The sequence below is a fragment of the Pseudomonas sp. H2_A10 genome, assembly GCF_054680085.1.
Genome location: NZ_CP162821.1, coordinates 1,624,632 through 1,648,296 on the forward strand (window position 1 = coordinate 1,624,632; position 23,665 = coordinate 1,648,296).

Annotated in this window: 26 protein-coding genes; 19 read left to right on the plus strand and 7 right to left on the minus strand. The window is 61.8% G+C overall.

What is annotated here, in order from left to right; genetic code table 11:
• Positions 1-108 precede the first annotated feature (108 nt).
• From mpl to AB4O23_RS07505, 3 genes are read left to right on the plus strand one after another with little or no spacing between them, the layout of a single operon-like run.
• Entirely contained in the window at positions 109-1,458 is a 1,350-nt protein-coding gene (gene mpl, locus AB4O23_RS07495) for a UDP-N-acetylmuramate:L-alanyl-gamma-D-glutamyl-meso-diaminopimelate ligase (protein ID WP_065876730.1), read from the plus strand.
• Positions 1,455-2,084 (plus strand): flavin prenyltransferase UbiX, encoded by a 630-nt coding sequence (gene ubiX, locus AB4O23_RS07500; RefSeq protein ID WP_017528953.1) that lies wholly within the window; start codon positions 1,455-1,457, stop codon positions 2,082-2,084. The genes mpl and ubiX overlap by 4 nt, the downstream gene beginning before the upstream one ends.
• The gene (locus AB4O23_RS07505) at positions 2,077-2,361 is read left to right on the plus strand and encodes a YceK/YidQ family lipoprotein (protein ID WP_017528952.1); all 285 of its coding nucleotides are present in this window, start codon (positions 2,077-2,079) and stop codon (positions 2,359-2,361) included. Before ubiX ends, AB4O23_RS07505 begins: the two co-directional genes overlap by 8 nt.
• Positions 2,362-2,443: 82 nt before the next feature.
• On the opposite strand, the gene AB4O23_RS07510 is transcribed toward AB4O23_RS07505, so the two are convergent.
• From AB4O23_RS07510 to AB4O23_RS07520, 3 genes are all read right to left on the minus strand, one after another.
• Entirely contained in the window at positions 2,444-3,085 is a 642-nt protein-coding gene (locus tag AB4O23_RS07510; RefSeq protein ID WP_065876731.1) for an oxidoreductase, read from the minus strand.
• Positions 3,086-3,114: 29 nt separating this feature from the next.
• Entirely contained in the window at positions 3,115-4,833 is a 1,719-nt protein-coding gene (locus AB4O23_RS07515) for a C13 family peptidase (RefSeq protein ID WP_017528950.1), read from the minus strand.
• Positions 4,834-4,938: 105 nt separating this feature from the next.
• A complete protein-coding gene (locus tag AB4O23_RS07520) occupies positions 4,939-5,394 on the minus strand; it encodes a MaoC family dehydratase (protein WP_017528949.1) in 456 nt (151 codons plus the stop codon).
• 163 nt (positions 5,395-5,557) lie between these two features.
• Between AB4O23_RS07520 and AB4O23_RS07525 the strand changes: the two genes are divergently transcribed.
• The 3 genes from AB4O23_RS07525 to AB4O23_RS07535 are packed head-to-tail and all read left to right on the plus strand — an operon-like array spanning position 5,558 to position 7,236.
• Entirely contained in the window at positions 5,558-5,911 is a 354-nt protein-coding gene (locus AB4O23_RS07525) for a CidA/LrgA family protein (RefSeq protein ID WP_017528948.1), read from the plus strand.
• Complete coding sequence (locus tag AB4O23_RS07530; protein ID WP_017528947.1) at positions 5,908-6,624, plus strand: LrgB family protein; 717 nt, start codon at positions 5,908-5,910, stop codon at positions 6,622-6,624. Before AB4O23_RS07525 ends, AB4O23_RS07530 begins: the two co-directional genes overlap by 4 nt.
• Before the next feature lie 21 nt (positions 6,625-6,645).
• Positions 6,646-7,236 carry an LON peptidase substrate-binding domain-containing protein gene (locus AB4O23_RS07535; protein WP_068936650.1) on the plus strand — a complete coding sequence of 197 codons (591 nt, stop codon included), beginning with the start codon at positions 6,646-6,648 and terminating at the stop codon, positions 7,234-7,236.
• Here the strand turns inward: AB4O23_RS07535 and AB4O23_RS07540 are convergent.
• On the minus strand, positions 7,233-8,549 hold the full coding sequence (locus AB4O23_RS07540; protein WP_065876732.1) for a bifunctional DedA family/phosphatase PAP2 family protein: 1,317 nt from the start codon (positions 8,547-8,549) through the stop codon (positions 7,233-7,235). The two genes, AB4O23_RS07535 and AB4O23_RS07540, sit on opposite strands and share 4 nt — an antisense overlap.
• Before the next feature lie 78 nt (positions 8,550-8,627).
• Positions 8,628-9,314 (minus strand): DNA-3-methyladenine glycosylase, encoded by a 687-nt coding sequence (locus AB4O23_RS07545; protein ID WP_065876802.1) that lies wholly within the window; start codon positions 9,312-9,314, stop codon positions 8,628-8,630.
• Positions 9,315-9,488: 174 nt separating this feature from the next.
• Here AB4O23_RS07545 and AB4O23_RS07550 point away from each other — a divergent pair, with 174 nt between their 5' ends.
• The 13 genes from AB4O23_RS07550 (at position 9,489) to AB4O23_RS07610 (ending at position 21,952) form a co-directional block, all read left to right on the plus strand.
• Positions 9,489-10,754: a glutamate-5-semialdehyde dehydrogenase gene (locus AB4O23_RS07550; RefSeq protein ID WP_017528943.1), complete on the plus strand. Its 1,266-nt coding sequence runs from the start codon at positions 9,489-9,491 to the stop codon at positions 10,752-10,754.
• Positions 10,754-11,398 (plus strand): nicotinate-nucleotide adenylyltransferase, encoded by a 645-nt coding sequence (gene nadD, locus AB4O23_RS07555; RefSeq protein ID WP_017528942.1) that lies wholly within the window; start codon positions 10,754-10,756, stop codon positions 11,396-11,398. Before AB4O23_RS07550 ends, nadD begins: the two co-directional genes overlap by 1 nt.
• 69 nt (positions 11,399-11,467) lie before the next feature.
• Positions 11,468-11,962 (plus strand): ribosome silencing factor, encoded by a 495-nt coding sequence (rsfS, locus tag AB4O23_RS07560; RefSeq protein ID WP_003176298.1) that lies wholly within the window; start codon positions 11,468-11,470, stop codon positions 11,960-11,962.
• A 9-nt stretch (positions 11,963-11,971) separates the two neighbouring features.
• On the plus strand, positions 11,972-12,439 hold the full coding sequence (rlmH, locus tag AB4O23_RS07565) for a 23S rRNA (pseudouridine(1915)-N(3))-methyltransferase RlmH (RefSeq protein WP_003176297.1): 468 nt from the start codon (positions 11,972-11,974) through the stop codon (positions 12,437-12,439).
• 15 nt (positions 12,440-12,454) lie between these two features.
• On the plus strand, positions 12,455-14,353 hold the full coding sequence (gene mrdA / locus AB4O23_RS07570; RefSeq protein ID WP_017528941.1) for a penicillin-binding protein 2: 1,899 nt from the start codon (positions 12,455-12,457) through the stop codon (positions 14,351-14,353).
• Between the two features lie 31 nt (positions 14,354-14,384).
• Positions 14,385-15,488: a rod shape-determining protein RodA gene (rodA, locus tag AB4O23_RS07575; protein ID WP_050554003.1), complete on the plus strand. Its 1,104-nt coding sequence runs from the start codon at positions 14,385-14,387 to the stop codon at positions 15,486-15,488.
• 17 nt (positions 15,489-15,505) lie between these two features.
• Complete coding sequence (gene mltB / locus AB4O23_RS07580; RefSeq protein ID WP_017528939.1) at positions 15,506-16,516, plus strand: lytic murein transglycosylase B; 1,011 nt, start codon at positions 15,506-15,508, stop codon at positions 16,514-16,516.
• Positions 16,516-17,514, plus strand: a complete 999-nt coding sequence (locus AB4O23_RS07585; protein ID WP_017528938.1) for a septal ring lytic transglycosylase RlpA family protein — start codon at positions 16,516-16,518, stop codon at positions 17,512-17,514. Before mltB ends, AB4O23_RS07585 begins: the two co-directional genes overlap by 1 nt.
• A 178-nt stretch (positions 17,515-17,692) precedes the next feature.
• Positions 17,693-18,850 carry a D-alanyl-D-alanine carboxypeptidase family protein gene (locus tag AB4O23_RS07590; RefSeq protein WP_017528937.1) on the plus strand — a complete coding sequence of 386 codons (1,158 nt, stop codon included), beginning with the start codon at positions 17,693-17,695 and terminating at the stop codon, positions 18,848-18,850.
• An 84-nt stretch (positions 18,851-18,934) separates the two neighbouring features.
• A complete protein-coding gene (locus AB4O23_RS07595; RefSeq protein ID WP_017528936.1) occupies positions 18,935-19,210 on the plus strand; it encodes a DUF493 domain-containing protein in 276 nt (91 codons plus the stop codon).
• The gene (gene lipB, locus AB4O23_RS07600) at positions 19,210-19,857 is read left to right on the plus strand and encodes a lipoyl(octanoyl) transferase LipB (RefSeq protein WP_017528935.1); all 648 of its coding nucleotides are present in this window, start codon (positions 19,210-19,212) and stop codon (positions 19,855-19,857) included. Before AB4O23_RS07595 ends, lipB begins: the two co-directional genes overlap by 1 nt.
• Before the next feature lie 26 nt (positions 19,858-19,883).
• A complete protein-coding gene (lipA, locus tag AB4O23_RS07605; protein ID WP_161979900.1) occupies positions 19,884-20,885 on the plus strand; it encodes a lipoyl synthase in 1,002 nt (333 codons plus the stop codon).
• A gap of 146 nt (positions 20,886-21,031) precedes the next feature.
• Complete coding sequence (locus AB4O23_RS07610) at positions 21,032-21,952, plus strand: S66 peptidase family protein (protein ID WP_017528933.1); 921 nt, start codon at positions 21,032-21,034, stop codon at positions 21,950-21,952.
• A 123-nt stretch (positions 21,953-22,075) separates the two neighbouring features.
• On the opposite strand, the gene AB4O23_RS07615 is transcribed toward AB4O23_RS07610, so the two are convergent.
• Both AB4O23_RS07615 and arfA read right to left on the minus strand, forming a co-directional pair.
• Positions 22,076-23,401, minus strand: a complete 1,326-nt coding sequence (locus AB4O23_RS07615) for a lytic murein transglycosylase (protein WP_017528932.1) — start codon at positions 23,399-23,401, stop codon at positions 22,076-22,078.
• Positions 23,402-23,462: 61 nt separating this feature from the next.
• Complete coding sequence (arfA, locus tag AB4O23_RS07620; RefSeq protein ID WP_003176285.1) at positions 23,463-23,627, minus strand: alternative ribosome rescue factor ArfA; 165 nt, start codon at positions 23,625-23,627, stop codon at positions 23,463-23,465.
• Positions 23,628-23,665 lie beyond the last annotated feature (38 nt).

Consider the following 23,665-nt stretch of genomic DNA (forward strand, 5'->3'; position numbering starts at 1 on the left):
ATCGGTGCATGCGTTAACGTTGGCGCATTTTACCAGGCGGCTGACCGTATAAAAGGTGCGATTTGCCCCTCCCTGCGCTAACCTGCCTCGATGTTTAAGAGGTCAACCATGCACATTCATATTCTCGGTATCTGCGGCACATTCATGGGCTCGATGGCCGTTCTGGCCAAGGAACTCGGCCATCACGTGACCGGCTCCGATGCCAATGTTTACCCACCCATGAGCACGCAACTGGAGGCCCAGGGGATTGAGTTGACCCAGGGTTACGACCCGGCGCAATTCGACCCGGTCCCTGACCTGGTGGTCATCGGCAATGCCATGTCCCGTGGTAACCCTGCTGTTGAATACGTGCTTAACAAAGGTTTGCCTTATGTGTCCGGCCCGCAATGGCTGGCCGATCATGTGCTGCAAGGCCGCTGGGTGCTGGCTGTGGCCGGCACGCATGGCAAGACCACCACCAGCAGCATGCTGGCCTGGGTGCTGGAGCACGCGGGCATGAGCCCGGGTTTCCTGATCGGCGGCGTACCGCAGAATTTCTCGGTGTCGGCGCGCCTGGGCGATACGCCGTTCTTCGTGATTGAGGCGGATGAATATGACAGCGCCTTCTTCGACAAGCGTTCCAAATTCGTTCATTACCGTCCGCGCACCGCGATCCTCAATAACCTGGAGTTCGATCACGCCGACATTTTCCCCGATCTACCGGCCATCGAGCGGCAGTTTCACCATTTGGTGCGCACCATTCCCAGCGAAGGCCTGGTGATTCACCCCACGACCGAGCCGGCCTTGCAGCGTGTCATTGACATGGGCTGCTGGACCCCGGTGCAAACCACCGGCGTCGGCGGGCAGTGGCAGGTCAAGTTGCTCAGCGACGACGGCTCGCGCTTTGAAGTGCTGTTCGAAGGCCAGGCCCAGGGCGTCGTCGAGTGGGACATGACCGGTCAGCACAACGTTGCCAATGCCTTGGTCACCTTGGCTGCCGCGCGCCATGTGGGTGTGCTGCCGTCCATGGGCATCGCGGCCTTGAGCTCGTTCAAAAGCGTGAAGCGGCGCATGGAAAAAGTCGCCGATGTGAACGGGATTACCCTCTACGACGACTTTGCCCACCACCCCACGGCGATCGCCACCACCCTTGATGGCCTGCGCAAGCGCGTCGGGGATGCCCAAGTGATCGCGATTGTCGAGCCGCGCTCCAACTCCATGAAGCTCGGCGCGCACCGCGATGGGTTGCCGCAAAGCGTCAATGACGCCGATCGGGTGGTGTGGTACGCCCCGGCCAACCTCGGCTGGGACCTGCCGGCCATTGCCGCGCTGTGCACCGTGCCATCGAAGGTGTGTGATTCCCTCGACGCCATCATCGAAGACGTCAAGCACCACGCCAAGCCCGGCACCCAGGTGGTGATCATGAGCAACGGCGGCTTCGGCGGCCTGCACGGCAAGCTGGCCGAGGCGCTCAAGTGAGCGGGCCGGAACGCGTTACCCTGGCGATGACCGGCGCCTCGGGCGCGCCTTACGGTCTGCGCCTGCTCGATTGTTTGGTGCGTGAAGACCGTGAGGTGCATTTCCTGATCTCCAAAGCGGCGCAATTGGTGCTGGCTACCGAGACGGAGGTGCAGCTGCCGCCCAAGGTGCAGATGATGCAAGCCTTCCTCACCGAATACACCGGTGCGGCGGCGGGGCAGATCAAGGTGTATGGCAAAGAGGACTGGATGTCGCCGGTGGCTTCGGGCTCCGGTGCGCCGGCCGCGATGGTGGTGGTGCCGTGCTCTACCGGCACCTTGTCGGCGATTGCCACGGGGGCCTGCAATAATTTGATCGAGCGCGCGGCGGACGTGACGTTGAAGGAGCGTCGCCAGTTGATCCTGGTACCGCGCGAGGCGCCATATTCGAGTATTCATCTGGAGCACATGCTCAAGCTGTCGAATATGGGCGTGACCATCTTGCCGGCATCGCCAGGCTTTTATCACCAGCCGCAAACCATCGATGACCTGGTGGATTTTGTGGTGGCTCGCATTCTCAACCTGCTGAGCATCCCCCAGGACATGCTGCCGCGTTGGGGCGAGCACCATCTGAGCAGCGATGAATAAGGCGCTGCTGCTGGTGTTGGCGCTGCACCTGAGCGGCTGCGCCACCGCGCGCACGCTGGACGCGGCGCAACCGGGCGCGCCGGTGGTATATGCCGGCACGCGGCTGGACGTGTATGCGATAAATGGTGGCTGCTGCGCCAAGGACCGGTTTGGCGCCGAGGCGCCGAGCTACCCCGGCGTCGACCTGCCGGCCAGTGCGTTGCTCGATACGCTGCTGTTGCCGTTGTCGGTGTTGACGGTGCTGGGAGTTGGATTCAACGCAACCGGCGGACTCTAGCCTGGGTTTTAAAGGCACCACATCACTCATGTGGGAGGGGGCTTGCTCCCACAGTTGGATAGGTGCAGGTTTTTAGATCGCATTACTTACCGAGTTTGCGCAGCTCATCCGACTCGACGATCCGCACCCCATCCTGCTCTTCCAGTGCCAGGCGCCACATGGCGCGGGCCAGTTCGCACACTTCGATGCCGTGGTACTTGCCCGGAATCAAGCGCGACAACGGGCCGGCCAGTTGCTCGGCCAGGCGGGGTTCCAGCCGTTCCCCCAGTAATAGAGACGGGCGCACGATGGTCAGTTGCGGCCAATCCTGCGCCTTCAGCGCCTGCTCCATTTCGCCTTTGACCCGGTTGTAGAACACCGAGGATTGCGGATCGGCGCCAATCGCACTGATCACGATCAGATGCCGCGCGCCCATTTCCCGTGCGCGCTTGGCGAAGGTCACGACCATGTCCAGGTCGACAGCCCGGAACGCCGCCTCGGAACCGGCCTTCTTGATGGTGGTGCCCAGGCAGCAGAAAGCGATATCCACGCGACCGCTCAGTTGCGCCAGCAATGCCGCCGGGTCACCCACCGGGTTTTCCAGATGTGGGTGTTCGGCCAGGGGCTTGCGGCTGGGCGCGAGTACGCGGGTGACGGTGGGTTCGTTGAGCAGGCGATCGAGCAGGTGTTCGCCGGTAAGGCCAGAGGCGCCAGCGAGCAAAATATGCTGAGGTGTCAGGTACATAGTGTTTCCCCCTTGTTACACGTTACAGCTTAGTTGCCTTTGGCTTCCTTGCTATTCATTGAGACGCTTTCGAGCGCCTTTCGTGCCTGCTGCTTGCGTAATAGTTGCCAGTGAGCGATCACCCCTTTAGGCGCCCACATCTGCGGTTCGGAGGGCTCGAAGTTGTCTGCCTGTTCGCGCTCGGTCACGTGCAGTTGCGCCAGCTTGAAGGCTTGCTGCAGGTCGTCGGTCTGGTTGAAGGCTTGGGCGAAGAGGGCGTCGCCGAAGTAGGTGAAGTCAGCCTCTTCGGAGCAGCCGAAGGACACGCGGTCGGCTCGCGAGGCGGTCATGATCAGCGTGCGATCGTCTTTGAGCGCGGGGATAAACCCTCCGGAGTAGCAGGCGGAAATTACCACGATTTTGTCGCGGTTCTTCAGCGGGGCGAGTACGGCCGCCAGCTCGTCGGCGGGCAGGTCGGCGAGTTCCATGCGCGGTTGGTCCAGGACCAGTTCGTGTTCGTGGGTGCCGTGGCTGGTCAGGTAAATAAACACCAGGTCTTCCGGCCCGGTGCGTTCGGCCAGGGTTTGCACGGCACGGCGCAGGCTTTCACGGGTGGCCAGCGGGCGATCGGCGATATGGTCGCGGTGGTTGACCAGGCGGATCTGCCCGCGCGCGCCGAAGCGTGAGGCGAGCATGTTGCTGACGTAGTCGGCTTCGCGCAGGAACACGCTTTGCTTGCCATCGCCGGCCAGCGCCAGGGTATACAGCTCGACGGCCGGCGTGGAGGTGGGCACGGCGGCGAGTGCCGCATCGAGCAGGCGACCCTGGGCCAATACGCCGATTTCCAGAGGGTCGGGCAGCAGCTTGCCGTCGGCGTCACGCACGCGCATGCCGTTGACCCATGTGCCGGCCTGTACGGTGCCGTCGGTGAGTACCAGGGTGCCCCGGCCTTGATAGTTGTCGCTGTCGAAGCCACCGATGTAGAAGCTGCCGTCCGTGAGGTTCAGGCGGCCTTCGCCGGTGAAGCGCCAGTCGCTGAACTGGCCGACGTAGTGGCTGCCATCCACCCCGATCAACTCGCCCTTGCCGCTGAGCGCGCCCTCCTTGAACTGGCCGATCCACACGTCGCCGTCGGCGTTTTCATAACGGCCCTTGCCGTTGAGTTGGTTCTGTTTGAACTGGCCGACATAGATGTCGCCGTCAGCGCTGTTGAAGGTGCCGTTGCCCTCCAACTGGCCATCGACGAAATGGCCGCTGAACTGGTTGCCGCTGTCGTCGTTGCGCTGGCCTTCGCCGTTCGGCTTGCCGTGGGCGAACTGGCCCTGGTATTGGCTGCCGTCGGCCAGCTCCAGGCGGCCGAGGCCGGAATACTGGTCGTCCTTGAATTCGCCGCGATAGGTCATCTGCCCCTCTTTGAGGGTGCCTTCGCCGTTGCGCCGGCCGTTGCTGAAACCGCCGACATAGTGGCTGCCCGCCGTGGTCAGGCTGCCCTGGCCGTCGAACAGGCCCTGCTTGAACTGGCCTTTATAGACTTCGCCGTTGCTGCCATGCCATTCGCCCTGGCCGTGCCACTGGCCCTTATCGAACTCACCGGCGTACCAACTGCCATTGGGGTAGTCGACGCGGCCCTGGCCTTGCAGCAAACCATTGACCACATCGCCCCGGTAACGGCCGCCATCGGGCAGGCGCGCATCGGGCGGCAACAGCGATTCGCCGTCTCCGCAAGCGGTGAGCAACAGGGCAAGGGCGAGGGGGGCGAGTGGGCGCATAGCGGGATCCGGATAATTGAGCGCCGAGTATGCCGCAGCTGCAGGTTTCATACATAAATTTACATACCCTGTGGTGAGTTTCAGTGCCTCACCACAGGGAAAACCTTATACGAAGCAGAGTGACAGCGACTCGGCGATGTAAGCCGGTTTTTCCTGGCCCTCGATCTCAAGGGTGGCGGTGGCCTTGAACAGCCACTGGCCAGGTTTTTTCTCGGTGACGCTTGTCAGGGTCACGTTAAGGCGCACCTTGGAGTCGACCTTCACCGGCTGGATAAAGCGCACGCTGTCCAGGCCGTAGTTGATCGCCATCTTCAGGCCTTCGGGCATGATCAGAATGTCTTCCATCAACATGGGCATCAGCGACAGCGACAGGAAACCGTGGGCGATGGTGCTGCCGAACGGGGTTTGCGCGGCCTTGACCGGGTCGACGTGGATGAACTGATGATCGCCGGTGGCCTCTGCGAACAGGTTGATACGGGCCTGGTCGATGGTGAGCCATTCGGAACGTCCCAGTTCCTTGCCGACATAATCGTTGAGCTGCGCTACGGGTACATAGGGCATTGCGTCTCTCCTTGGTCCATCGATGCTGTTTTTAGGGGTTACAGAGAACCAATGTAGATCATCATGGGCACCCGGCCCGGTCAACCCACCATGCTTTTGGCGAATGCCGATGCATAGCGCGGGCGTGCTTATAATGCGGGCGGGTCTTGAGGGGAGAGAGCGGATGCTGTTACGCGGGCTGACATGGCTGGTGTTGTTTCAATTGATCGGCACGGCCATCAATCATTTATTGCTGCCGGTGCTGCCGGGGCCGATCATCGGCCTGCTGCTGATGCTGGGTTATCTGGTGTGGCGTGGCGAAGTCGGCGAGCCCCTGAGCCTGGCGGCCAGCAGCCTGCTGCGTTACCTACCGTTGCTGCTGGTGCCGCCGGCGGTGGGGGTGATGGTGTACGCCAAGGATATCGCCGCCGACTTCTGGGCCATCGTCGGCGCGTTGGTGTTGTCGCTGGTGGTGGCCATGGCCTTTGTCGGTGTGCTGATGCAGCAGATGGTCAAGCGCAAGGAGAAGGACCAATGATGTTCGACTGGCACGGCGCGTGGACGGCGGTGATCCATCACCCGCTGTTCGGCATCGGCATCACCCTCGGCGCCTATCAGCTGGTGCTGGCGGGCTTTGAGAAAACCCGCTGGATCTTCCTGCAACCGGTGCTGGTCTCTATGCTTTTGGTGATCGGGGTGTTGCTCACTTGCGGCTTGAGTTACGCCGAGTACCGCAAGAGCACCGAGATCCTGGGGGTTCTGCTCGGCCCTGCGACAGTGGCCCTGGCCGTGCCGCTTTATCTGAACCTGCGACGGATTCGCCAATTGTTCTGGCCGATTTTTACTACGCTGGTAATAGGCGGGGTGCTGGCCACCGGCCTGTGTGTGCTGCTCGGCTGGTGGTTTGGCGCCGAACACATGATGTTGATGACCATGGCGCCCAAGTCGGTGACCTCGCCGATTGCCATGTTGGTGGCCGAGCAGATTGGCGGCGTGGCGGCCCTGGCGGCCGTGTTCGTACTGATAACCGGTGTGGTGGGCGCGATGGTCGGCCCGGCGCTGCTGACGCTTCTGCGCGTACACGGCCCCGAGGCGCGTGGCATGGCCCTGGGCATGACCGCCCACGCGGTCGGCACCTCGGTGGCCCTGCAGGAAAGCGAAGAGTGCGGTGCCTTTGCGGCGCTGGCCATGAGTCTGATGGGCGTGGCTACGGCGGTCTTCCTACCGCTGGCCGTGTCGGTAATTGTTTAAACCAGGTTTAAGGAAGCCTTTATGAGTCTGGCGCTGTTCCCGCTCAATACCGTGTTGTTCCCCGGTTGCACCCTCGACCTGCAAATATTTGAGGCGCGCTATCTGGATATGATCAGCCGCTGCATGAAAAAGGGCGAAAGCTTCGGCGTGGTCTGCATCCTTGGCGGCAAGGAGGTCGGCATGGCGGCGGATGGCTATGCATTGATTGGCTGCGAAGCGCTGATTCGCGACTTCAAGCAGCAGGACAACGGCCTGCTCGGCATTCGCGTCGAAGGCGGCCGCCGTTTCCGCGTGCGGGAGGCCGGGGTGCAGAAGGACCAACTGCTGGTGGCTGACGTGCAATGGCTTAAAGAGTTGCCGGACCAGCCACTGCACGAAGAAGATGCTGATTTGCTGGCCTTGCTTGAAGCACTGGCGGAGCACCCGATGGTCGCATCGTTGGACATGGACGCCAGTGCCGAAGGCCAGCAAGCCTTGGGCAATCAGTTGGCTTACCTCTTGCCCTTCACCGAAGCCGACAAGATCGACCTGTTGCAACTCGATGACCCGCAGCAGCGCCTGGACGCGATCCAGATGCTGCTCGACGAGTTGCAGGGTGAACTCTTCACTTAGTAGGCATAACGCAACAGTGCGTGGGAAGTGCCGGTGAGTGCGATAAAACTGAACACCGCCACAATCGCCGGCAACAGCAGCCACCAGGTTTTCTTGCGCATTGCCGGCAACGGGCTGCGGTACTGGATAGCGGTCAGGCTGAGCGCACACACGGTCATCGCCAGCAACGTGCCGGCGAGGATGTCGCTGGGCCAGTGCACGCCCAGGTACACGCGGGACAAGGCGATAAACGCGGCGGGAATGCAGCCCAGCAGTATCCAGGTCAGGCGCAGCCGTATCGGTTGGCCGCGACCCGCCAACACCGCCAGCGCCAGGAAAAACGCGAAGGCGCCGGATGCATGGCCGCTTGGCATGCTGAAACTGGTCAGTGGGTCGGTCAGGATTTCGGGGCGGCCACGCGCGAAAAACAGCTTGGTGCCGGTGTTGATGACCGCCGTACCCGCCAATGCTGCGCCGACAAAGATCGCGTGACGCCACTGCCGAGCCAGCAACAGCAGGCCGGTGAACACGGCGCTGGCGATAAACATCTTCTTGAACTCGCCCAGCTGCGTCACCCTCACCATGGTTTCATCCAGCCACGGGCTGCGATGTTCTTGCACCAGCGCACTCAGGCCCTGGTCGAAGTCGTTCAGGTGCGGGTAGCCGATAAACAGCGCAATCAACAGAACCAGGCTGGCGCAACCGACCCATAAGGTAGCGCGTCGATGTTCGCGCAGGCTGCTGTTGAGGCTCAGGCCCAGCAGCAATGCCAGACACGCCGTGACCACGCCCGCTTCAGGCCAGAAACCTTCAGGCAGCGGCAAGCGGAACGCGGCGCCGGTGGCCCAGCCGGGCAGCAGATACGCCACCGTCCAACCGGCTGCGGCGAGCATGCTGACCAGGGCAAAGCGCGGGAATGGCATATCGCACATACCCGCTACCATCGGCAGCATGGGGCGCAATGGGCCAATGAAACGTCCGACCAGCAGGCTGGCAATGCCGTACTTGTGGAAGTAGGTTTCGGCGCCGTTCATCCATTCCGGATGGTGGCGCAGGCCGGGCAGGCGGCGGATGTTCTGATGGAAATGGCGCCCTAAAAAGTAGGAAGCCCCGTCGCCCAATAAGCCTCCCAGAAAGCCCATCAGCAAGGTTTCACTCAACGACAGCGCACCGCTGCCGGCCAGCGCGGCGATAGCGAACAACAACACCGTGCCGGGCACGATCAAGCCGGCAATGGCCAGGCACTCCACGCACGCGACGACAAACACCGCCATGGCCAGCCATTGGGGGTTCAGGGTCAGCCAGCCGGTAATGCTATCGAGCCATTGGCTCATACGATCCACTCCATCAATGCGATACAGGCTCTTCAGCGCTGCGGGTATCCATGTGCAGCACGAACAGCTGTGTTCAATTCATCCAATCAAAAAATAGTCGCGGCCTTCGACCTGGCCCCGACGCAGCGGGTTCCGTGTGCAGTAAGGCGCATAGCCAGCATCGACGAAGCGGTACATCAAATGCGCGTCACGCCCGCTGGGAATACCCAGCCGCGTGGTCTGGATAATCTGCGTGGGCACCTGGCCCACATCTTCTACATACAGCAGCTCCTGGTCGAACCGCTTGGCATCCCACATGGGCACTTTCAGCCCCAATGCCTTGCATAGCAGCGTCTGCCCCGCGCATAGCTTTTGCGAGGTGCGCGGGCTGCCGTCGGCGTTTGGGTTGTTCAGCAGCATCTGCGCGAGGCTGGCGGGGCCGGAGACATTATCGACCCACGGGTAGGCCGATTTGATCAGCACCGCATTGCCCGGGCCATGGGCACTGAAGTTCAGGGAGTCGCCGCCACGGGCGTAGTACATGTAGATATGGCCACCATCCAGAAACAAAGCCTTACGCTTTTCTGTGTAGCCGAGTGAGGCGTGGCTGCCTTTTTCGGCCAGGTAATAGGCTTCGGTTTCAATAATTCGCGCCGAAAGCCAGATTTCGCCGACGCGATGGCGTATGACTTTTCCGAGCAATTGGCACGCGAGTATCTGCGCGTCACGGTCGAAGAAGCTGTCGGGCAGGGCGCTGGCGGGGCGTTTGGGCAATGGGCTGGGCATGGTGGTCAGGAGAAATACGGCTAAATGTGACGGAATCATAACAACTCCCACCTTAATTACCGCTGAACCCCAAGTTTTTACAGTTCATTTCGACCATCCGCCCCTCACCGCTGTCAGTCGAGCGGCGTCACGGCTATAATCTGCCGCTTTCCTCTTTGCCAAGACTCCCTGACCATGACTGAGTCCGTTCTTGACTACATGACCCGCCTGGGTCGCGCTGCCCGGCAGGCCTCGCGGTTGATCGCCCGTGCGAGCACGGCGCAGAAGAACCGCGCCTTGCTGGCGGCCGCCGATGCTCTGGATGCTTCGCGCTCCGAGCTCGCCGCCGCCAACGAGCTGGACCTGGCCAACGGCCGCGCCAATGGCTTGGAGCCGGCCCTGCTGGACCGCCTGGCACTGACGCCGGCACGTATCGACGACATGATCGAAGGCCTGCGTCAGGTGGCCAAGCTGCCTGACCCCATCGGTGAAATCCGCGATATGCGCTACCTGCCGTCCGGCATCCAGGTCGGCAAGATGCGCGTGCCCCTGGGCGTGATCGGTATCATCTATGAGTCGCGTCCGAACGTGACCATCGACGCCGCGAGCCTGTGCCTCAAGTCCGGCAACGCCACCATCCTGCGTGGCGGCTCCGAGGCGATCAATTCCAACCGTGCCATTGCCGCCTGCATCCAGCAGGGCCTGGCCGTGGCCGAGTTGCCGGCCGAAGTGGTGCAAGTGGTCGAGACCACCGACCGCGCCGCCGTGGGGGCGCTGATCACCATGCCGGAGTACGTCGATGTGATCGTGCCGCGCGGTGGCAAGAGCCTGATCGAGCGTGTCAGCCGTGATGCCAAGGTGCCTGTCATCAAGCACCTGGACGGTGTATGCCACGTGTTCATCGACATCGCCGCCGACCTCGACAAGGCGATCCGTATCGCCGACAACGCCAAGACCCATCGCTACGCGCCGTGCAACACCATGGAAACCCTGCTGGTGCATGCCGGCATTGCCGAGCGCGTGCTGCCGCCGCTGGCTGCCATCTACCGCGATAAGGGTGTCGAGCTGCGAGGCTGCGAGCGCACCCGTGCGCTGTTGGGCGCGGACGTGATCGAGGCGACCGAGCAGGACTGGTACACCGAATACACGGCGCCGATCCTGTCGATCCGCATCGTTGACGACCTGGACCAAGCCATCGAACACATCAATAAGTACGGTTCCAAGCACACCGACGCCATTGTTTCCGAGCATTTCAGCGATGCGCGACGTTTCCTCAACGAAGTGGATTCCGCTTCGGTGATGGTCAACGCCTCGACGCGTTTTGCCGATGGCTTCGAGTATGGCCTGGGGGCGGAGATCGGTATTTCCACCGACAAGCTCCACGCCCGTGGCCCGGTTGGCCTCGAAGGCCTGACCAGCGAGAAGTACGTGGTGTTTGGCGACGGTCATGTGCGCACTTGATGGCTAAACGCATCGGGCTGCTCGGCGGTACTTTCGACCCCGTGCACATCGGCCATTTGCGCAGTGCCCTGGAAGTCGCGGATGCCCTGGCGCTGGATGAGCTGCGCCTGACCCCCAATTTCCGGCCGCCGCATCGCGACACGCCGCAAGTGTCACCGCAACAACGTTTGCAAATGGTACGCCTGGCCGTAGAGGGCATACCGCCGCTGGTGGTGGACGATCGTGAACTCAAGCGCGATAAACCGTCCTACACTGTCGACACCCTGGAACTGATGCGCGCCGAGTTGGCCGCGGATGACCAGCTGTTTCTGCTTTTGGGCTGGGACGCATTTTGCGGCCTGCCCTCTTGGCATCGCTGGGAGGAACTCCTCCAGCATTGCCACATCCTGGTGCTGCAACGCCCGGATGCCGACAGCGAACCGCCGGATGCCTTGCGCAACCTGCTGGCCGCGCGGTCGGTAAGTGACCCCTTGGCCCTGACCGGGCCGAACGGGAATATTGCATTCGTCTGGCAAACCCCGCTTGCGGTGTCTGCCACCCAGATCCGTCAACTGCTGGCCAGCGGGAAGTCGGTACGTTTCCTGGTGCCTGACGCGGTCCTGGCCTACATCGATGCGCACGGGCTTTACCGTGCGTCGAACTGAAAAGGCGCGCTTGAACGCACGAACAGTCGTGCAGCGAGCGCCCGAACATACGAGCAAAACGAGTTTTATATGACGAACAAAGACGTAAGCAAAGTTAAGCGCAAAGGCACCTTCAAAAGCGCCCCGCTGCCGGTCGAAGCCCATGTTGGCCCGGAACTGGCTGGCGAAGAGCTGGTGAAAGTCGCCGTTGCCGCCCTGGAAGACGTGAAGGCCCAGGACATCCAGGTCCTGGACGTACGCGACAAGCAGAGCATCACCGATTTCATGATCATCGCCACCGGTACCTCCAACCGCCAGATCGGCGCGATGCTGGACAAGGTGCGTGAAGCCGTCAAAGCCCAGGGCGTCAAGCCACTGGGTGAAGAAGGCAAGGGCGACAGCGACTGGGTGTTGCTGGACATGGACGACGTGATCGTTCACATGATGACCTCCAACGCCCGCCAGTTCTACGACCTGGAGCGTCTGTGGAAAGGCGCCGAGCAGAGCCGTGCCGCCGATGGCAAGCACCACAGCCCGGAAGTGGGCCACGCACACTTCGACAAGCTCAACAAAGACCAGGAATAAGGAACGGCTGTGCGCCTGCGTCTGATCGCTGTCGGTTCACGCATGCCCAAGTGGGTGGAAGAAGGCTGGCACGAGTATGCCAAGCGTCTGCCCGCCGAGCTGTCGCTTGAGCTGGTGGAAATACCGCTCAATACCCGGGGCAAGAATGCCGACGTGGCGCGTTTTATCCGCCAGGAAGGCGAAGCCATGCTGGCCAAGGTCGGCCCCAACGAGCGCATCGTCACCCTCGAAGTGCACGGCAAGCCCTGGAGCACCGAGCAACTGGCGGTGGAACTGGATCGCTGGCGCCTGGATTCGCGCACGGTCAACTTCATGGTCGGTGGCCCCGAGGGGCTGGCGCCGGAAGTGTGCGCGCGGGCGGATCAGCGCTGGTCGCTCTCGGCGCTGACGCTGCCGCACCCGTTGGTAAGGATTCTGATCGGTGAACAGCTGTATCGCGCCTGGACAGTTCTGTCCGGGCACCCTTACCACAAATAATCTGCGCCCCTCCCGATGACCCAGCCGATCCGCATCAAGGACCATGAGAAAGACGCACGTCTTGTACGTGCGCGCGTGGTGTTTGGCGCGATCATGGTGGTGGCGTTGATTGGGGTGCTGATCGCCCGCCTGTATTTCCTGCAAGTGGTCCAGTACGACTATCACTCCACGCTGTCGGAAAACAATCGGGTGCATGTGCAACCGATTCCACCGACCCGTGGGTTGATCTTCGACCGCAACGGCGTGGTGGTCGCGGATAACCGGCCCAGTTTCAGCCTGAGCATGACCCGCGAACGCTCCGGCGATTGGCAGCAGGTACTCGATGTGATTGTCGAGGTGCTGCAGTTGACCCCGGAAGATCGAGTGGTCTTCGAAAAACGCATGAAGCAGGGGCGGCGGCCATTCGAGCCGGTGCCGATCCTGTTCGAGCTGACCGAAGAGCAGATCGCACGTATCGCGGTCAACCAGTTCCGCCTGCCGGGTGTGGAAGTGGTGGCGCAGTTGGTGCGCCACTACCCGCAAGGGCCGCATTTTGCCCACTCGGTCGGCTATATGGGGCGCATCAACGAAAAAGAGCTCAAAAGCCTCGACCCCGTCAATTACAGCGGCACCCATCATATCGGCAAGACCGGCATCGAGCGTTTCTACGAGCCCGAGCTGCACGGCCAGGTGGGTTACGAAGAAGTCGAGACCAACGCCCGCGGCCGCGTATTGCGCGTGCTCAAGCGCACCGATCCGGTGCCCGGCAAAGACATTGTGCTGAGCCTGGACATCAAGTTGCAGGAAGCGGCCGAGATGGCTCTGGGCGGTCGGCGCGGCGCCGTGGTGGCGCTGGACCCGAAGACGGGTGAAGTGCTGGCCATGGTCAGCCAGCCGAGTTTCGACCCCAACCTGTTTGTCACCGGGATCAGCTTCAAGGCGTACGCCGAGTTGCGCGATTCCATCGACCGGCCATTGTTCAACCGCGTGCTGCGCGGCCTCTACCCGCCCGGCTCGACCATCAAGCCGGCCGTGGCGATTGCCGGCCTGGATGCCGGTGTGGTGACCGCATCGAGCCGGGTCTATGACCCCGGCTATTACATGCTGCCCAACTATGATCACAAATACCGTAACTGGAACCGCACCGGTGACGGCTATGTCGATTTGGATACGGCAATCATGCGGTCCAACGACACCTATTTCTACGACCTGGCCCACAAGCTGGGGATCGATCGTCTGTCTGCCTACATGGGCAAGTTCGGCCTTGGTCAGAAAGTTTCCCTGGATATGTTCGAAGAGTCCCCCGGACTGATGCCATCGCGGGAATGGAAGCGTGCCACCCGACGTCAGGCGTGGTTCCCCGGTGAAACGCTGATCCTCGGGATTGGCCAGGGCTATATGCAGGCAACGCCATTGCAACTGGCCCAGGCGACCGCGCTGGTGGCCAACAAAGGCATCTGGAATCGACCGCACCTGGCCAAGACCATCGAAGGCGAAAAGCCGGTGGATGACAATCCGATTCCGGACATCGTGCTGCGTGACCCGTCCGACTGGACCAAGGTCAACCATGGCATGCAGCAAGTGATGCACGGTGCCCGTGGTACCGCGCGCAAAGCGGCGATCGGCGCGCAATACCGCATTGCCGGCAAGAGTGGTACGGCCCAGGTGGTTGCGATCAAGCAGGGCGAGAAATACGACCGCTCCAAGGTCCAGGAACGCCACCGCGACCACGCGTTGTTTGTCGGCTTTGCCCCGGCGGACGACCCTAAAATCGTCGTGGCGGTGATGGTGGAAAACGGCGAGTCCGGCTCCGGCGTCGCCGCGCCCGTGGTGCGCCAGGTGATGGACGCCTGGCTGCTGGGCCCCGACGGCAGGCTCAAGCCCGAATATGGCGGCCCCCCTTCAACCCCCGAGGTTACGGCCAGTGAAGAGTAATTTTGACCGCATCCTCTCCAGCGAAGACGTGATGCGTCGCCGCGCGACGTTGCTGCAGCGCATGCACATTGATGGCCCGTTGTTGATCCTGCTGCTGACCCTGGCCGCCGGCAGCCTGTTCGTGCTGTATTCGGCCAGTGGTAAAAACTGGGACCTGCTGATCAAGCAAGCGTCCTCGTTTGGCCTTGGCCTGTTGTCGATGGTGGTCATCGCCCAGTTGGAGCCGCGCTTTATGGCGCGTTGGGTGCCGCTGGGGTATGTCGCCGGCGTGTTGCTGCTGGTGGTGGTGGATGTCATGGGCCACAACGCGATGGGGGCGACCCGCTGGATCAACATTCCAGGGGTGATTCGCTTCCAGCCGTCGGAATTCATGAAGATCCTGATGCCGGCCACTATTGCCTGGTATTTGTCCAAGCGCACACTACCGCCGCAGCTCAAGCACGTGGGTATCAGCCTGATCCTGATCGGCGTTCCCTTTGTGCTGATTGTGCGTCAGCCGGACCTCGGCACCTCGCTGCTGATCCTGGCCGGTGGTGCGTTCGTACTGTTTATGGGCGGGCTGCGCTGGCGCTGGATCCTCAGCGTGCTGGCCGCCGCGGTACCTGTGGCGGTGGCCATGTGGTTCTTTTTCATGCACGACTACCAGAAGCAGCGGATCCTCACCTTCCTCGACCCGGAAAGCGACCCGCTGGGTACCGGCTGGAACATTATCCAATCCAAGGCCGCCATTGGTTCTGGCGGAGTATTTGGTAAGGGCTGGTTACTGGGCACCCAATCCCATTTGGACTTTTTGCCCGAAAGCCACACCGACTTCATTATTGCGGTGCTGGGCGAAGAGTTCGGCCTGGTGGGCATTTGCGCGTTGTTGCTGATCTATTTGCTGCTGATCGGGCGGGGCCTGGTCATTACCGCCCAGGCGCAGACGCTGTTCGGAAAATTGCTCGCCGGCAGCCTGACCATGACTTTTTTTGTTTACGTTTTCGTCAACATCGGTATGGTCAGTGGCCTGTTGCCGGTGGTTGGGGTGCCGTTGCCGTTCATTAGCTACGGCGGAACTTCGCTGGTGACATTGCTGTCAGCGTTTGGGGTTTTGATGTCGATTCACACGCATCGCAAGTGGATCGCGCAGGTTTGAATAAGGTGAAGATGTCAATGCAAGTAATGCGCGGCTGGGCGACTCGGCATGCGTCCTGGATGAGCCTGATTGGGCTGCTGGGCGCAACGCAAGAGGCGCTGGCCGGTGACTACGATGGTTCACCCCAGGTCGCCGAATTTGTCGGTGAAATGACCCGCGACTACGGTTTCGCCGGTGAACAACTGATGGGCGTGTTCCGCGAAGCCCAGAAAAAGCAGGCGATCCTGGATGCCATTTCCCGTCCCGCCGAGCGCGTGAAGCAGTGGAAAGAATATCGCCCGATGTTCCTCACCGACGCCCGTGTGGCCCGGGGTGTGGACTTCTGGCGCCAGCATGAGGCCGTGCTGGCCCGCGCCGAGCAGGAATATGGCGTGCCAGCCCAGGTGATTGTCGCGATCATCGGCATCGAAACCTTTTACGGGCGCAATACCGGCAGTTACCGGGTGATCGACGCCTTGTCGACCCTGGGCTTCGACTACCCGCCGCGCGCCGACTTCTTTCGCAAGGAACTGCGCGAGTTCCTGCTGTTGGCCCGCGAAGAGCAACTCGACCCACTGACCCTCAAGGGTTCCTACGCCGGTGCGATGGGCTTGCCGCAGTTCATGCCGAGCAGCTTTCGCGCCTATGCGGTGGATTTTGACGGCGACGGCCATATCAATATCTGGAGCAACCCTGACGACGCCATCGGCAGCGTGGCCAGCTACTTCAAGCGCCACGGTTGGGTCGCCGGCGAGCCGGTCGTGATCCGCGCCGAGGTGACCGGGGACCGCGCCGATGAAGGGCTGACCCAGGGTATCGAACCGGCCAAGACGGTCGGGGAGTTGCGGGCGCTGGGCTGGTCGAGTCAGAATGCGCCACGCGATGACATGCCGGTCACGGCGTTCCGCCTGGAAGGCGAAAATGGCCCTGAATACTGGATGGGCCTGAAGAATTTTTACGCAATCACGCGTTATAACCGCAGTGTGATGTACGCCATGGCGGTGCATCAGCTGTCAGACATGCTTATCCAAGCACGGGGCAACAAGTAATGCGGGCATCGCTGTTCAATCAACCGCTCAAGCTGGTGGCGTTCGCCGCGTTGTCCCTGCTGGTCGTCAGTTGCTCCACCAGCCGGGCGCCGACGCAGAAGTCCGGCGGCACGGCAGTGCGTTCACAGCCGGGCCTGGACATCAACCGCGCGCACAAAGACGGCGCGCCGTGGTGGGATGTCGACGTGTCGAAAATCCCGGATGCCACCCCGACCCTGCACACCGGCCCCTATAAGGCCAACCCTTATACGGTGTTGGGCAAGTCCTATTTCCCGTTGCAGGATTCCAAGACCTACGTGCAATCGGGCACGGCGTCCTGGTATGGCACCAAGTTCCATGGCCAGAACACCGCCAACGGTGAAGTGTATGACCTGTATGGCATGAGCGCGGCGCATAAGACGCTGCCGCTGCCCAGCTATGTACGGGTGACCAACCTGGACAACAACCGCACGGTGATCCTGCGGGTCAACGACCGCGGGCCGTTCTATTCGGACCGCATCATCGACTTGTCCTACGCTGCCGCGAAGAAACTCGGCTATGCCGAAACCGGTACCGCGCGGGTCAAGGTCGAAGGTATCGACCCGGCGCAGTATTGGGCCCAGCGTGGCAAGCCGGCACCGTTGATGCTCAACGAACCGCAGACCCCGCAGCCGCAGGTGACCGCGTCGACCGGCAAGATCGAGCAGTGGACGCCGCCACCGCAGCAGCACGCGCCGGACACGGTGGTTGTGCCCCATGCGGCACCGGGTGCCTCGGCAGCGGGTGGGCAGTACTTGCAGGTCGGCGCTTTCGCCAACCCGGATGCGGCAGAGCTGTTAAGGTCCAAGCTCAGCGGCATGGTCAATGCCCCGGTGTTCATCAGCTCTATCGTGCGTAACCAGCAGACCCTGCACCGCGTGCGCATGGGGCCGATCGGCTCGCCGAGCGAAGTCGCCCAGGTACAGAACAGTGTGCGCCTGGCCAACCTGGGGCAACCCAGTGTAGTGACCGCCGAATAAAAAGATTGATGGTGCGGGCGCGTGCGCGTGCCCGAACCCTGGTTGTTGGCTCTTTGAACAATAAAAACCCGAAGGCAAGGGGAGAGCGGGCAACCGAACACGTGACAGTCTGGTAGCGGGCTGTCTGAATAAGTTTTGCCCGCGAGGGCAAGTTTCCATAAGCAATTTCGAGAGACGGATGAACATCACCACCTTAGCCAAACGCACGTGCCTGCTTCTTTCGCTGATCATCACCCCCGCCGCCTGGGCGGTTGAAATGGTGCCGGCTTCACCGCAACTGGCCGCCAAGGCCTGGGTGCTCATGGATGCCGCCAGCGGCAACGTGTTGGTCGAGAGCAACGGTGACCAGCGTCTGCCACCGGCCAGCCTGACCAAGCTGATGACCGCCTACATCGCCACCCTGGAAATCCGTCGCGGCCAGATCGGTGAAAACGACCCGGTGACCGTCAGCGAAAACGCCTGGCGTACCGGCGGTTCGCGGATGTTCATCAAGGTGGGTTCGCAAGTCACCGTGAGTGACCTGCTGCACGGCATCATCATCCAGTCGGGTAACGATGCCAGCGTCGCCCTGGCCGAGCACATCGCCGGCAGCGAAGACGCGTTCGCCGACATGATGAACAAAACCGTGGCCGACCTGGGCATGACCAACAGCCACTTCATGAACCCGACCGGCCTGCCGAACCCTGAGCATTATTCGTCGGCTCACGACATGGCGATCCTGGCCCGCGCGATCATTCGTGTCGACCCGGTGCATTACGCGATCTACTCCCAGAAAGAGTTCTTCTGGAACAACATCAAACAGCCTAACCGCAACCTGCTGCTGTGGCGCGACAAGACCGTCGATGGTCTGAAAACCGGCCACACCGACGAAGCCGGCTACTGCATGGTGTCGTCCGCCGTGCGTGATGGCCAACGCCTGATCGCCGTAGTCTTCGGCACCAACAGCGAGCAGGCCCGTGCGGCCGAGACGCAAAAACTGCTGACCTACGGTTTCCGCTTCTTCGAAACCCAGACCTTCTACCAGAAGGGTGCAGAGCTTGCGACCGCGCCGGTGTGGAAAGGCGCCACCTCGCAAGTCAAGGCCGGCCTGGCCGAAGACCTGACCCTGACCATGCCTAAAGGCCAGCTGAAAAAGCTCGCTGCCAGCATGACCATGAACCCGCAATTGGTTGCGCCAATCGCCAAGGGCGACGTGATCGGTAAAGTCGAAGTCAAGCTGGACGACAAGGTTGTGCACAGCGCCGACCTGATCGCGCTGGACGCCGTCGACGAAGGTGGTATCTTCCGCCGCGTGTGGGATAGCATCCGTCTATTCTTCTACGGCTTGTTCAACTGATAGTGTGCAACTGCAGAGCCCCGTGTTGATCCGACACGGGGCTTTGCCCGTCGCCACGGCTTACGCTTACGAGGCCGTTACGCCATGACCGATAAAGAAGTAAAGGCGCCAAAGATCGAATTCCCGGTAACCGATTACCCTATCAAGGTGATCAGCGACACCGGTGTGGGCCGCAAAGACCAGATTCTCGACATCGTGCGTAAACACGCCACGATCAACGATAACCGTGTGGATGAGCGATCCAGCTCGACCGGTAAATACACCACGATCCAGTTGCACATCGTTGCGACCGGTCAAGACCAGCTCTACGACATCAACAGCGAACTGCGGGCCACCGGCTTCGTGCACATGGTGCTTTGATGTCACAGGTCCTGGGCTTTCGCGAGCTCGGCCAGATGGCTTACGAGCCGGTCTGGCACGCCATGCAGCGCTTCACCAATGAACGCGGCACGTCGGCCCCCGATGAAATCTGGTTGGTGGAGCACCCTGCGGTGTTCACCCAGGGGCAGGCCGGCAAGGCCGAGCATCTGCTGCTTCCGGGCGATATTCCGGTGGTGCAGGTCGACCGAGGTGGCCAAGTGACTTACCATGGCCCCGGTCAGCTTGTCGCTTATCTGTTGCTGGATGTGCGCAAACTGGGCTTTGGTGTGCGTGAACTGGTGAGCCGCATGGAGGCTTGCCTGATTGAACTGCTGGCCAGTTACGGCGTGACCGCCATGGCCAAGCCGGATGCACCGGGTGTGTACGTCGACGGCGCGAAAATCGCCTCCCTGGGGCTGCGCATTCGTCACGGTTGTTCCTTTCACGGCCTGGCCCTGAATGTGGACATGGACCTGGCGCCGTTCCGGCGGATCAACCCGTGTGGCTATGCCGGGTTGGCGATGACACAGTTGAGCGACCACGCGACACCGATTAAATTTGCCGAGGTAAGTGCCCGGCTGCGCGCGCAGCTCGTCAAACACCTCGACTATGCTGAGCAGACGACCCTTACGGGCGGAATCGACTGACTATGACTACTGATGCAGTGCAAACCATGATCCCGACGCTGGACGTCACCGAGCGTCCGGCTGCGGCCCCGCGTGCCAAGGTGGAAGCCGGCGTCAAGCTGCGCGGCGCCGAGAAGGTTGCACGCATCCCGGTGAAGATCATTCCGACCACCGAACTGCCGAAGAAACCCGACTGGATCCGCGTGCGCATCCCGGTTTCGCCGGAAGTCGACCGTATCAAGGCGCTGCTGCGCAAACACAAGCTGCACAGCGTGTGCGAAGAGGCGTCCTGCCCGAACCTCGGCGAGTGCTTCTCCGGCGGCACCGCGACCTTCATGATCATGGGTGATATCTGCACGCGTCGTTGCCCGTTCTGTGATGTCGGCCACGGCCGGCCGAAGCCACTGGACGTCAACGAGCCAGAAAGCCTGGCCATCGCCATCGCCGACCTCAAACTCAAATACGTGGTGATCACCTCGGTAGACCGCGATGACTTGCGCGACGGCGGTGCCCAGCACTTTGCCGACTGCATCCGCGAAATCCGCAAACTGTCGCCGAACGTGATGCTCGAAACCCTGGTCCCGGACTACCGTGGCCGTATGGACGTGGCGCTGGAAATCACCGCCGCCGAGCCACCGGACGTGTTCAACCACAACCTGGAAACCGTGCCGCGCCTGTACAAGGCCGCGCGTCCGGGTTCGGACTACCAGTGGTCGCTGACCCTGCTGCAGAAATTCAAGCAGATGATGCCGCACATCCCAACCAAGTCCGGGCTGATGCTGGGCCTGGGCGAAACCGACGAAGAAGTCATCGAAGTCATGAAGCGCATGCGCGAGCACGACATCGATATGCTGACCCTGGGCCAGTACCTGCAACCGTCGCGCAGCCACTTGCCGGTGCAGCGTTTCGTGCACCCGGACACCTTCGCCTGGTTCGCCGAGGAAGGCTACAAGATGGGCTTCAAGAACGTCGCTTCTGGCCCGCTGGTGCGTTCTTCGTACCACGCCGACGAACAGGCCAAGCTGGTCAAGGCGAGCCTGGTTTCGTAAAAAATCTGTGCCACACCGCAGATCCAATGTGGGAGGGGCTTGCCCCCGATAGCAGGGTGTCAGGCACTTATCTGTCACTGATACACCGCTATCGGGAACAAGCCCCCTCCCACATTTCGTTGCGCGTTAATTAGGGAGAGTTGTGTATGACCGCCGCCGTTCCAGCCCTTCGTGCTGAAGGCACCATCGCACTGATCGCGCCCGCCGGCCCCGCCGCGCTGGACGTTGAAAAGGCCGGGCAATGGATGCGCGCCCGCGGCTACGACCTGCATATCTTTCCTGGCGTCTACGAGCGCGACGGGTATCTTGCCGGCAGCGATGCAGTGCGCCTGCGCGACCTGCATGCCGCTTTCGCCAATCCCGATATCGATGCGATCTTCTGCCTGCGTGGTGGCTACGGCACGCCACGGCTGCTCGACGCGTTGGATTTCGACCTGCTGCGCGCCAACCCCAAACCATTGGTGGGCTACAGCGACATCACCGCCTTGCACCTGGCGATCAACCGCTACGCCGGGTTCGTGACCTTTCACGGCCCGATGCTTAATGCCGATCTGCTGGGCAACAAACAGCCCCCCACCGAGTCATCCCTGTTCAGCCTGCTACGCGGTGACCTTGGCGCCGGTAGTGTGCTCGCGCACCCGGTTGCCTACCCGTTGACCACCCTTGAGCCGGGCATCGCCTGTGGGCGCTTGCTGGGTGGCAACTTGTCGATGATTGCGGCCGTCATGGGCACGCCTTACGAAATCGACGCTGAAGGCATCATTCTGTTTATCGAAGACGTTAACGAGCCGATCTACCGCATCGACCGCTTGCTGACGCATCTGCGCCTGTCGGGCAAGTTCGCTCAGATCGCCGGTGTGCTGGTGGGCGATGTTGCCGGTGTGGATAACGCCGCGTTGCAGCGGCTGCTGAAACAGACCTTCGCGCCGCTGCGCATTCCGGTGTTGTCCGGCTGGCGCAGCGGGCATTGTGATCCGAACCTGACGTTGCCGCTGGGCGCGCAGGTGCGGTTGGATGCGGGGGAGCAGCGGGTGGTGTTGGAGCAGGACGTGGTCGTGAGGTCCTGAATCGGTTGCTGACTGCTGAACCGCATCGGGGGCAAGCCCCCTGCCACATGGACGCGCGCACTGTGGATGCGGTCAATGTGGGAGGGGGCTTGCTCCCGATAGCAGTAGGCGTCATAAGCCAATCTATCGGCCCTGCAACGACTCCAGCAATTTCACCGTTGGATACCCGTCCGCCGGCCAGCCCAGTGCCTGCTGCGCCGCACGAATCGCCTTACGCGTATTGGCGCCGATAATCCCGTCCGGGTTACCCGCGTCGTAGCCGTTGGCGCTGAGCGCCGTTTGCAAATCGATACGCTGGGAGCGGCTCAGCGGCAGCTCATCCTTGGGCCAATCGCCGCGAATCACACCACCGCCACCAAACCGCTCCGACAGCAGGCCAACGGCCAGCGCGTAGGACGACGAGTTGTTGTACTTGAGGATTGCCCGGAAGTTATCCAATACCAGGAAGGCCGGGCCACGGTAGCCCGCAGGCAGCAGCAGGGCGGCCGACAGTTGGTCGACGTTGGGCGGCAGGCTGGCCCCGGCTGGCAACTGGATGCCCAGTTTCAGCCATTCGGCTACGCTTTTGCGCACGCCACCGTCGGCCAGTGCGTAATCGAAGTTCGCTGGCAGTTGTTGCACCTCGAAGCCCCACGGCTGGCCTTTCTGCCAGCCGGAGCTTTGCAGGTAGTGCGCGGTAGACGCGAGGGCGTCGGCTGGGCTGTTCCAGATGTCGCGGCGGCCGTCGCCGTCGAAATCCACGGCGTGGGTGTTGTAAGTGGTCGGGATAAATTGCGTCTGGCCCATCGCACCGGCCCAGGAGCCTTTCATCTGGTCGGCCTGGATGTCGCCGTGCTGGATGATCTGCAGCGCCGCCAGCAGTTGCGCCTGGGCAAATGCCGGGCGACGGCCTTCATAGGCCAGGGTCGCCAGTGATCGGATCACTGAGTTATTGCCCTGGAACTGACCGAAGTTGCTCTCCATGCCCCATACCGACACCAGCGCCTGGCGGTCCACGCCATAACGTTGCTCGATGCTTTGCAGGATGTCGGCGTACTTGATCAGCAGTGCCTGGCCGTTACGCACACGCACTGGTGACAGGGCGCCGTCGAGGTATTGCCACACAGGGCGGGAAAATTCCGGTTGGCTGCGGTCGGCACGAATCACCGCCATGTCCGGGGTGACGTTGGCGAAGGCGTTATCGAAGACGGCTGGGGTAATCCCGGCTTTCAGCGCATCCACGCGAAAGCCTGCCTGCCATTCGGCGAAAGTCTGGGTCGGTTGGATATCGAGATTGTCCACGGCCAGCGGGGCTACGACAGCGGGTGCTACCACCGGGGCGGCCTGGAGCTTGGGGAGTGGTTGGGCGTCGGCGGCGGTGGGTTTTTCGGCGCAGGCGACAAGCAGAATGAGGCTGGAGGCAGCGATCAGTTGGCGAAGGTGCCAACGACGAGAAAGACTAGAGGGCATGCACAGGTCCAGGGATTACAAATCAGGTACAGACCTTATCATGCCAGAGGGGCGCTTGCCTTCAGGCAGCCAGAAAGTAAGAAGCCTCCCAGCTATTAGACTGGAAGGCTTCGCGGCGGTAGCTGCCTTTGCCCTTGCCGGCGCGTTCCTGACGGCTGCGGAACAGTGGCTGGGCGATGATGGATTTGGCCTTGTTGGGGCCATGCTTGGATGGCTTTTTGCTCATGCTGATTACTCTCATGGGGTGGTTTGAACGGCGCAAAT

Coding starts and splice junctions, on each gene's coding strand:
- AB4O23_RS07525 (WP_017528948.1), top strand. CDS start 5,558: ATGCTGTTACGCGGGCTGACATGGCTGGTGTTGTTTCAATTGATCGGC.
- AB4O23_RS07545 (WP_065876802.1), bottom strand. CDS start 9,314: ATGCCCAGCCCATTGCCCAAACGCCCCGCCAGCGCCCTGCCCGACAGC.
- AB4O23_RS07610 (WP_017528933.1), top strand. CDS start 21,032: ATGACCGCCGCCGTTCCAGCCCTTCGTGCTGAAGGCACCATCGCACTG.
- AB4O23_RS07530 (WP_017528947.1), top strand. CDS start 5,908: ATGATGTTCGACTGGCACGGCGCGTGGACGGCGGTGATCCATCACCCG.
- mltB (WP_017528939.1), top strand. CDS start 15,506: ATGCAAGTAATGCGCGGCTGGGCGACTCGGCATGCGTCCTGGATGAGC.
- rsfS (WP_003176298.1), top strand. CDS start 11,468: ATGACGAACAAAGACGTAAGCAAAGTTAAGCGCAAAGGCACCTTCAAA.
- AB4O23_RS07520 (WP_017528949.1), bottom strand. CDS start 5,394: ATGCCCTATGTACCCGTAGCGCAGCTCAACGATTATGTCGGCAAGGAA.
- AB4O23_RS07540 (WP_065876732.1), bottom strand. CDS start 8,549: ATGAGCCAATGGCTCGATAGCATTACCGGCTGGCTGACCCTGAACCCC.
- AB4O23_RS07515 (WP_017528950.1), bottom strand. CDS start 4,833: ATGCGCCCACTCGCCCCCCTCGCCCTTGCCCTGTTGCTCACCGCTTGC.
- arfA (WP_003176285.1), bottom strand. CDS start 23,627: ATGAGCAAAAAGCCATCCAAGCATGGCCCCAACAAGGCCAAATCCATC.
- AB4O23_RS07550 (WP_017528943.1), top strand. CDS start 9,489: ATGACTGAGTCCGTTCTTGACTACATGACCCGCCTGGGTCGCGCTGCC.
- rodA (WP_050554003.1), top strand. CDS start 14,385: ATGCGTCGCCGCGCGACGTTGCTGCAGCGCATGCACATTGATGGCCCG.
- mrdA (WP_017528941.1), top strand. CDS start 12,455: ATGACCCAGCCGATCCGCATCAAGGACCATGAGAAAGACGCACGTCTT.
- AB4O23_RS07505 (WP_017528952.1), top strand. CDS start 2,077: ATGAATAAGGCGCTGCTGCTGGTGTTGGCGCTGCACCTGAGCGGCTGC.
- AB4O23_RS07535 (WP_068936650.1), top strand. CDS start 6,646: ATGAGTCTGGCGCTGTTCCCGCTCAATACCGTGTTGTTCCCCGGTTGC.
- mpl (WP_065876730.1), top strand. CDS start 109: ATGCACATTCATATTCTCGGTATCTGCGGCACATTCATGGGCTCGATG.
- lipB (WP_017528935.1), top strand. CDS start 19,210: ATGTCACAGGTCCTGGGCTTTCGCGAGCTCGGCCAGATGGCTTACGAG.
- AB4O23_RS07510 (WP_065876731.1), bottom strand. CDS start 3,085: ATGTACCTGACACCTCAGCATATTTTGCTCGCTGGCGCCTCTGGCCTT.
- AB4O23_RS07585 (WP_017528938.1), top strand. CDS start 16,516: ATGCGGGCATCGCTGTTCAATCAACCGCTCAAGCTGGTGGCGTTCGCC.
- AB4O23_RS07590 (WP_017528937.1), top strand. CDS start 17,693: ATGAACATCACCACCTTAGCCAAACGCACGTGCCTGCTTCTTTCGCTG.
- nadD (WP_017528942.1), top strand. CDS start 10,754: ATGGCTAAACGCATCGGGCTGCTCGGCGGTACTTTCGACCCCGTGCAC.
- AB4O23_RS07615 (WP_017528932.1), bottom strand. CDS start 23,401: ATGCCCTCTAGTCTTTCTCGTCGTTGGCACCTTCGCCAACTGATCGCT.
- AB4O23_RS07595 (WP_017528936.1), top strand. CDS start 18,935: ATGACCGATAAAGAAGTAAAGGCGCCAAAGATCGAATTCCCGGTAACC.
- lipA (WP_161979900.1), top strand. CDS start 19,884: ATGATCCCGACGCTGGACGTCACCGAGCGTCCGGCTGCGGCCCCGCGT.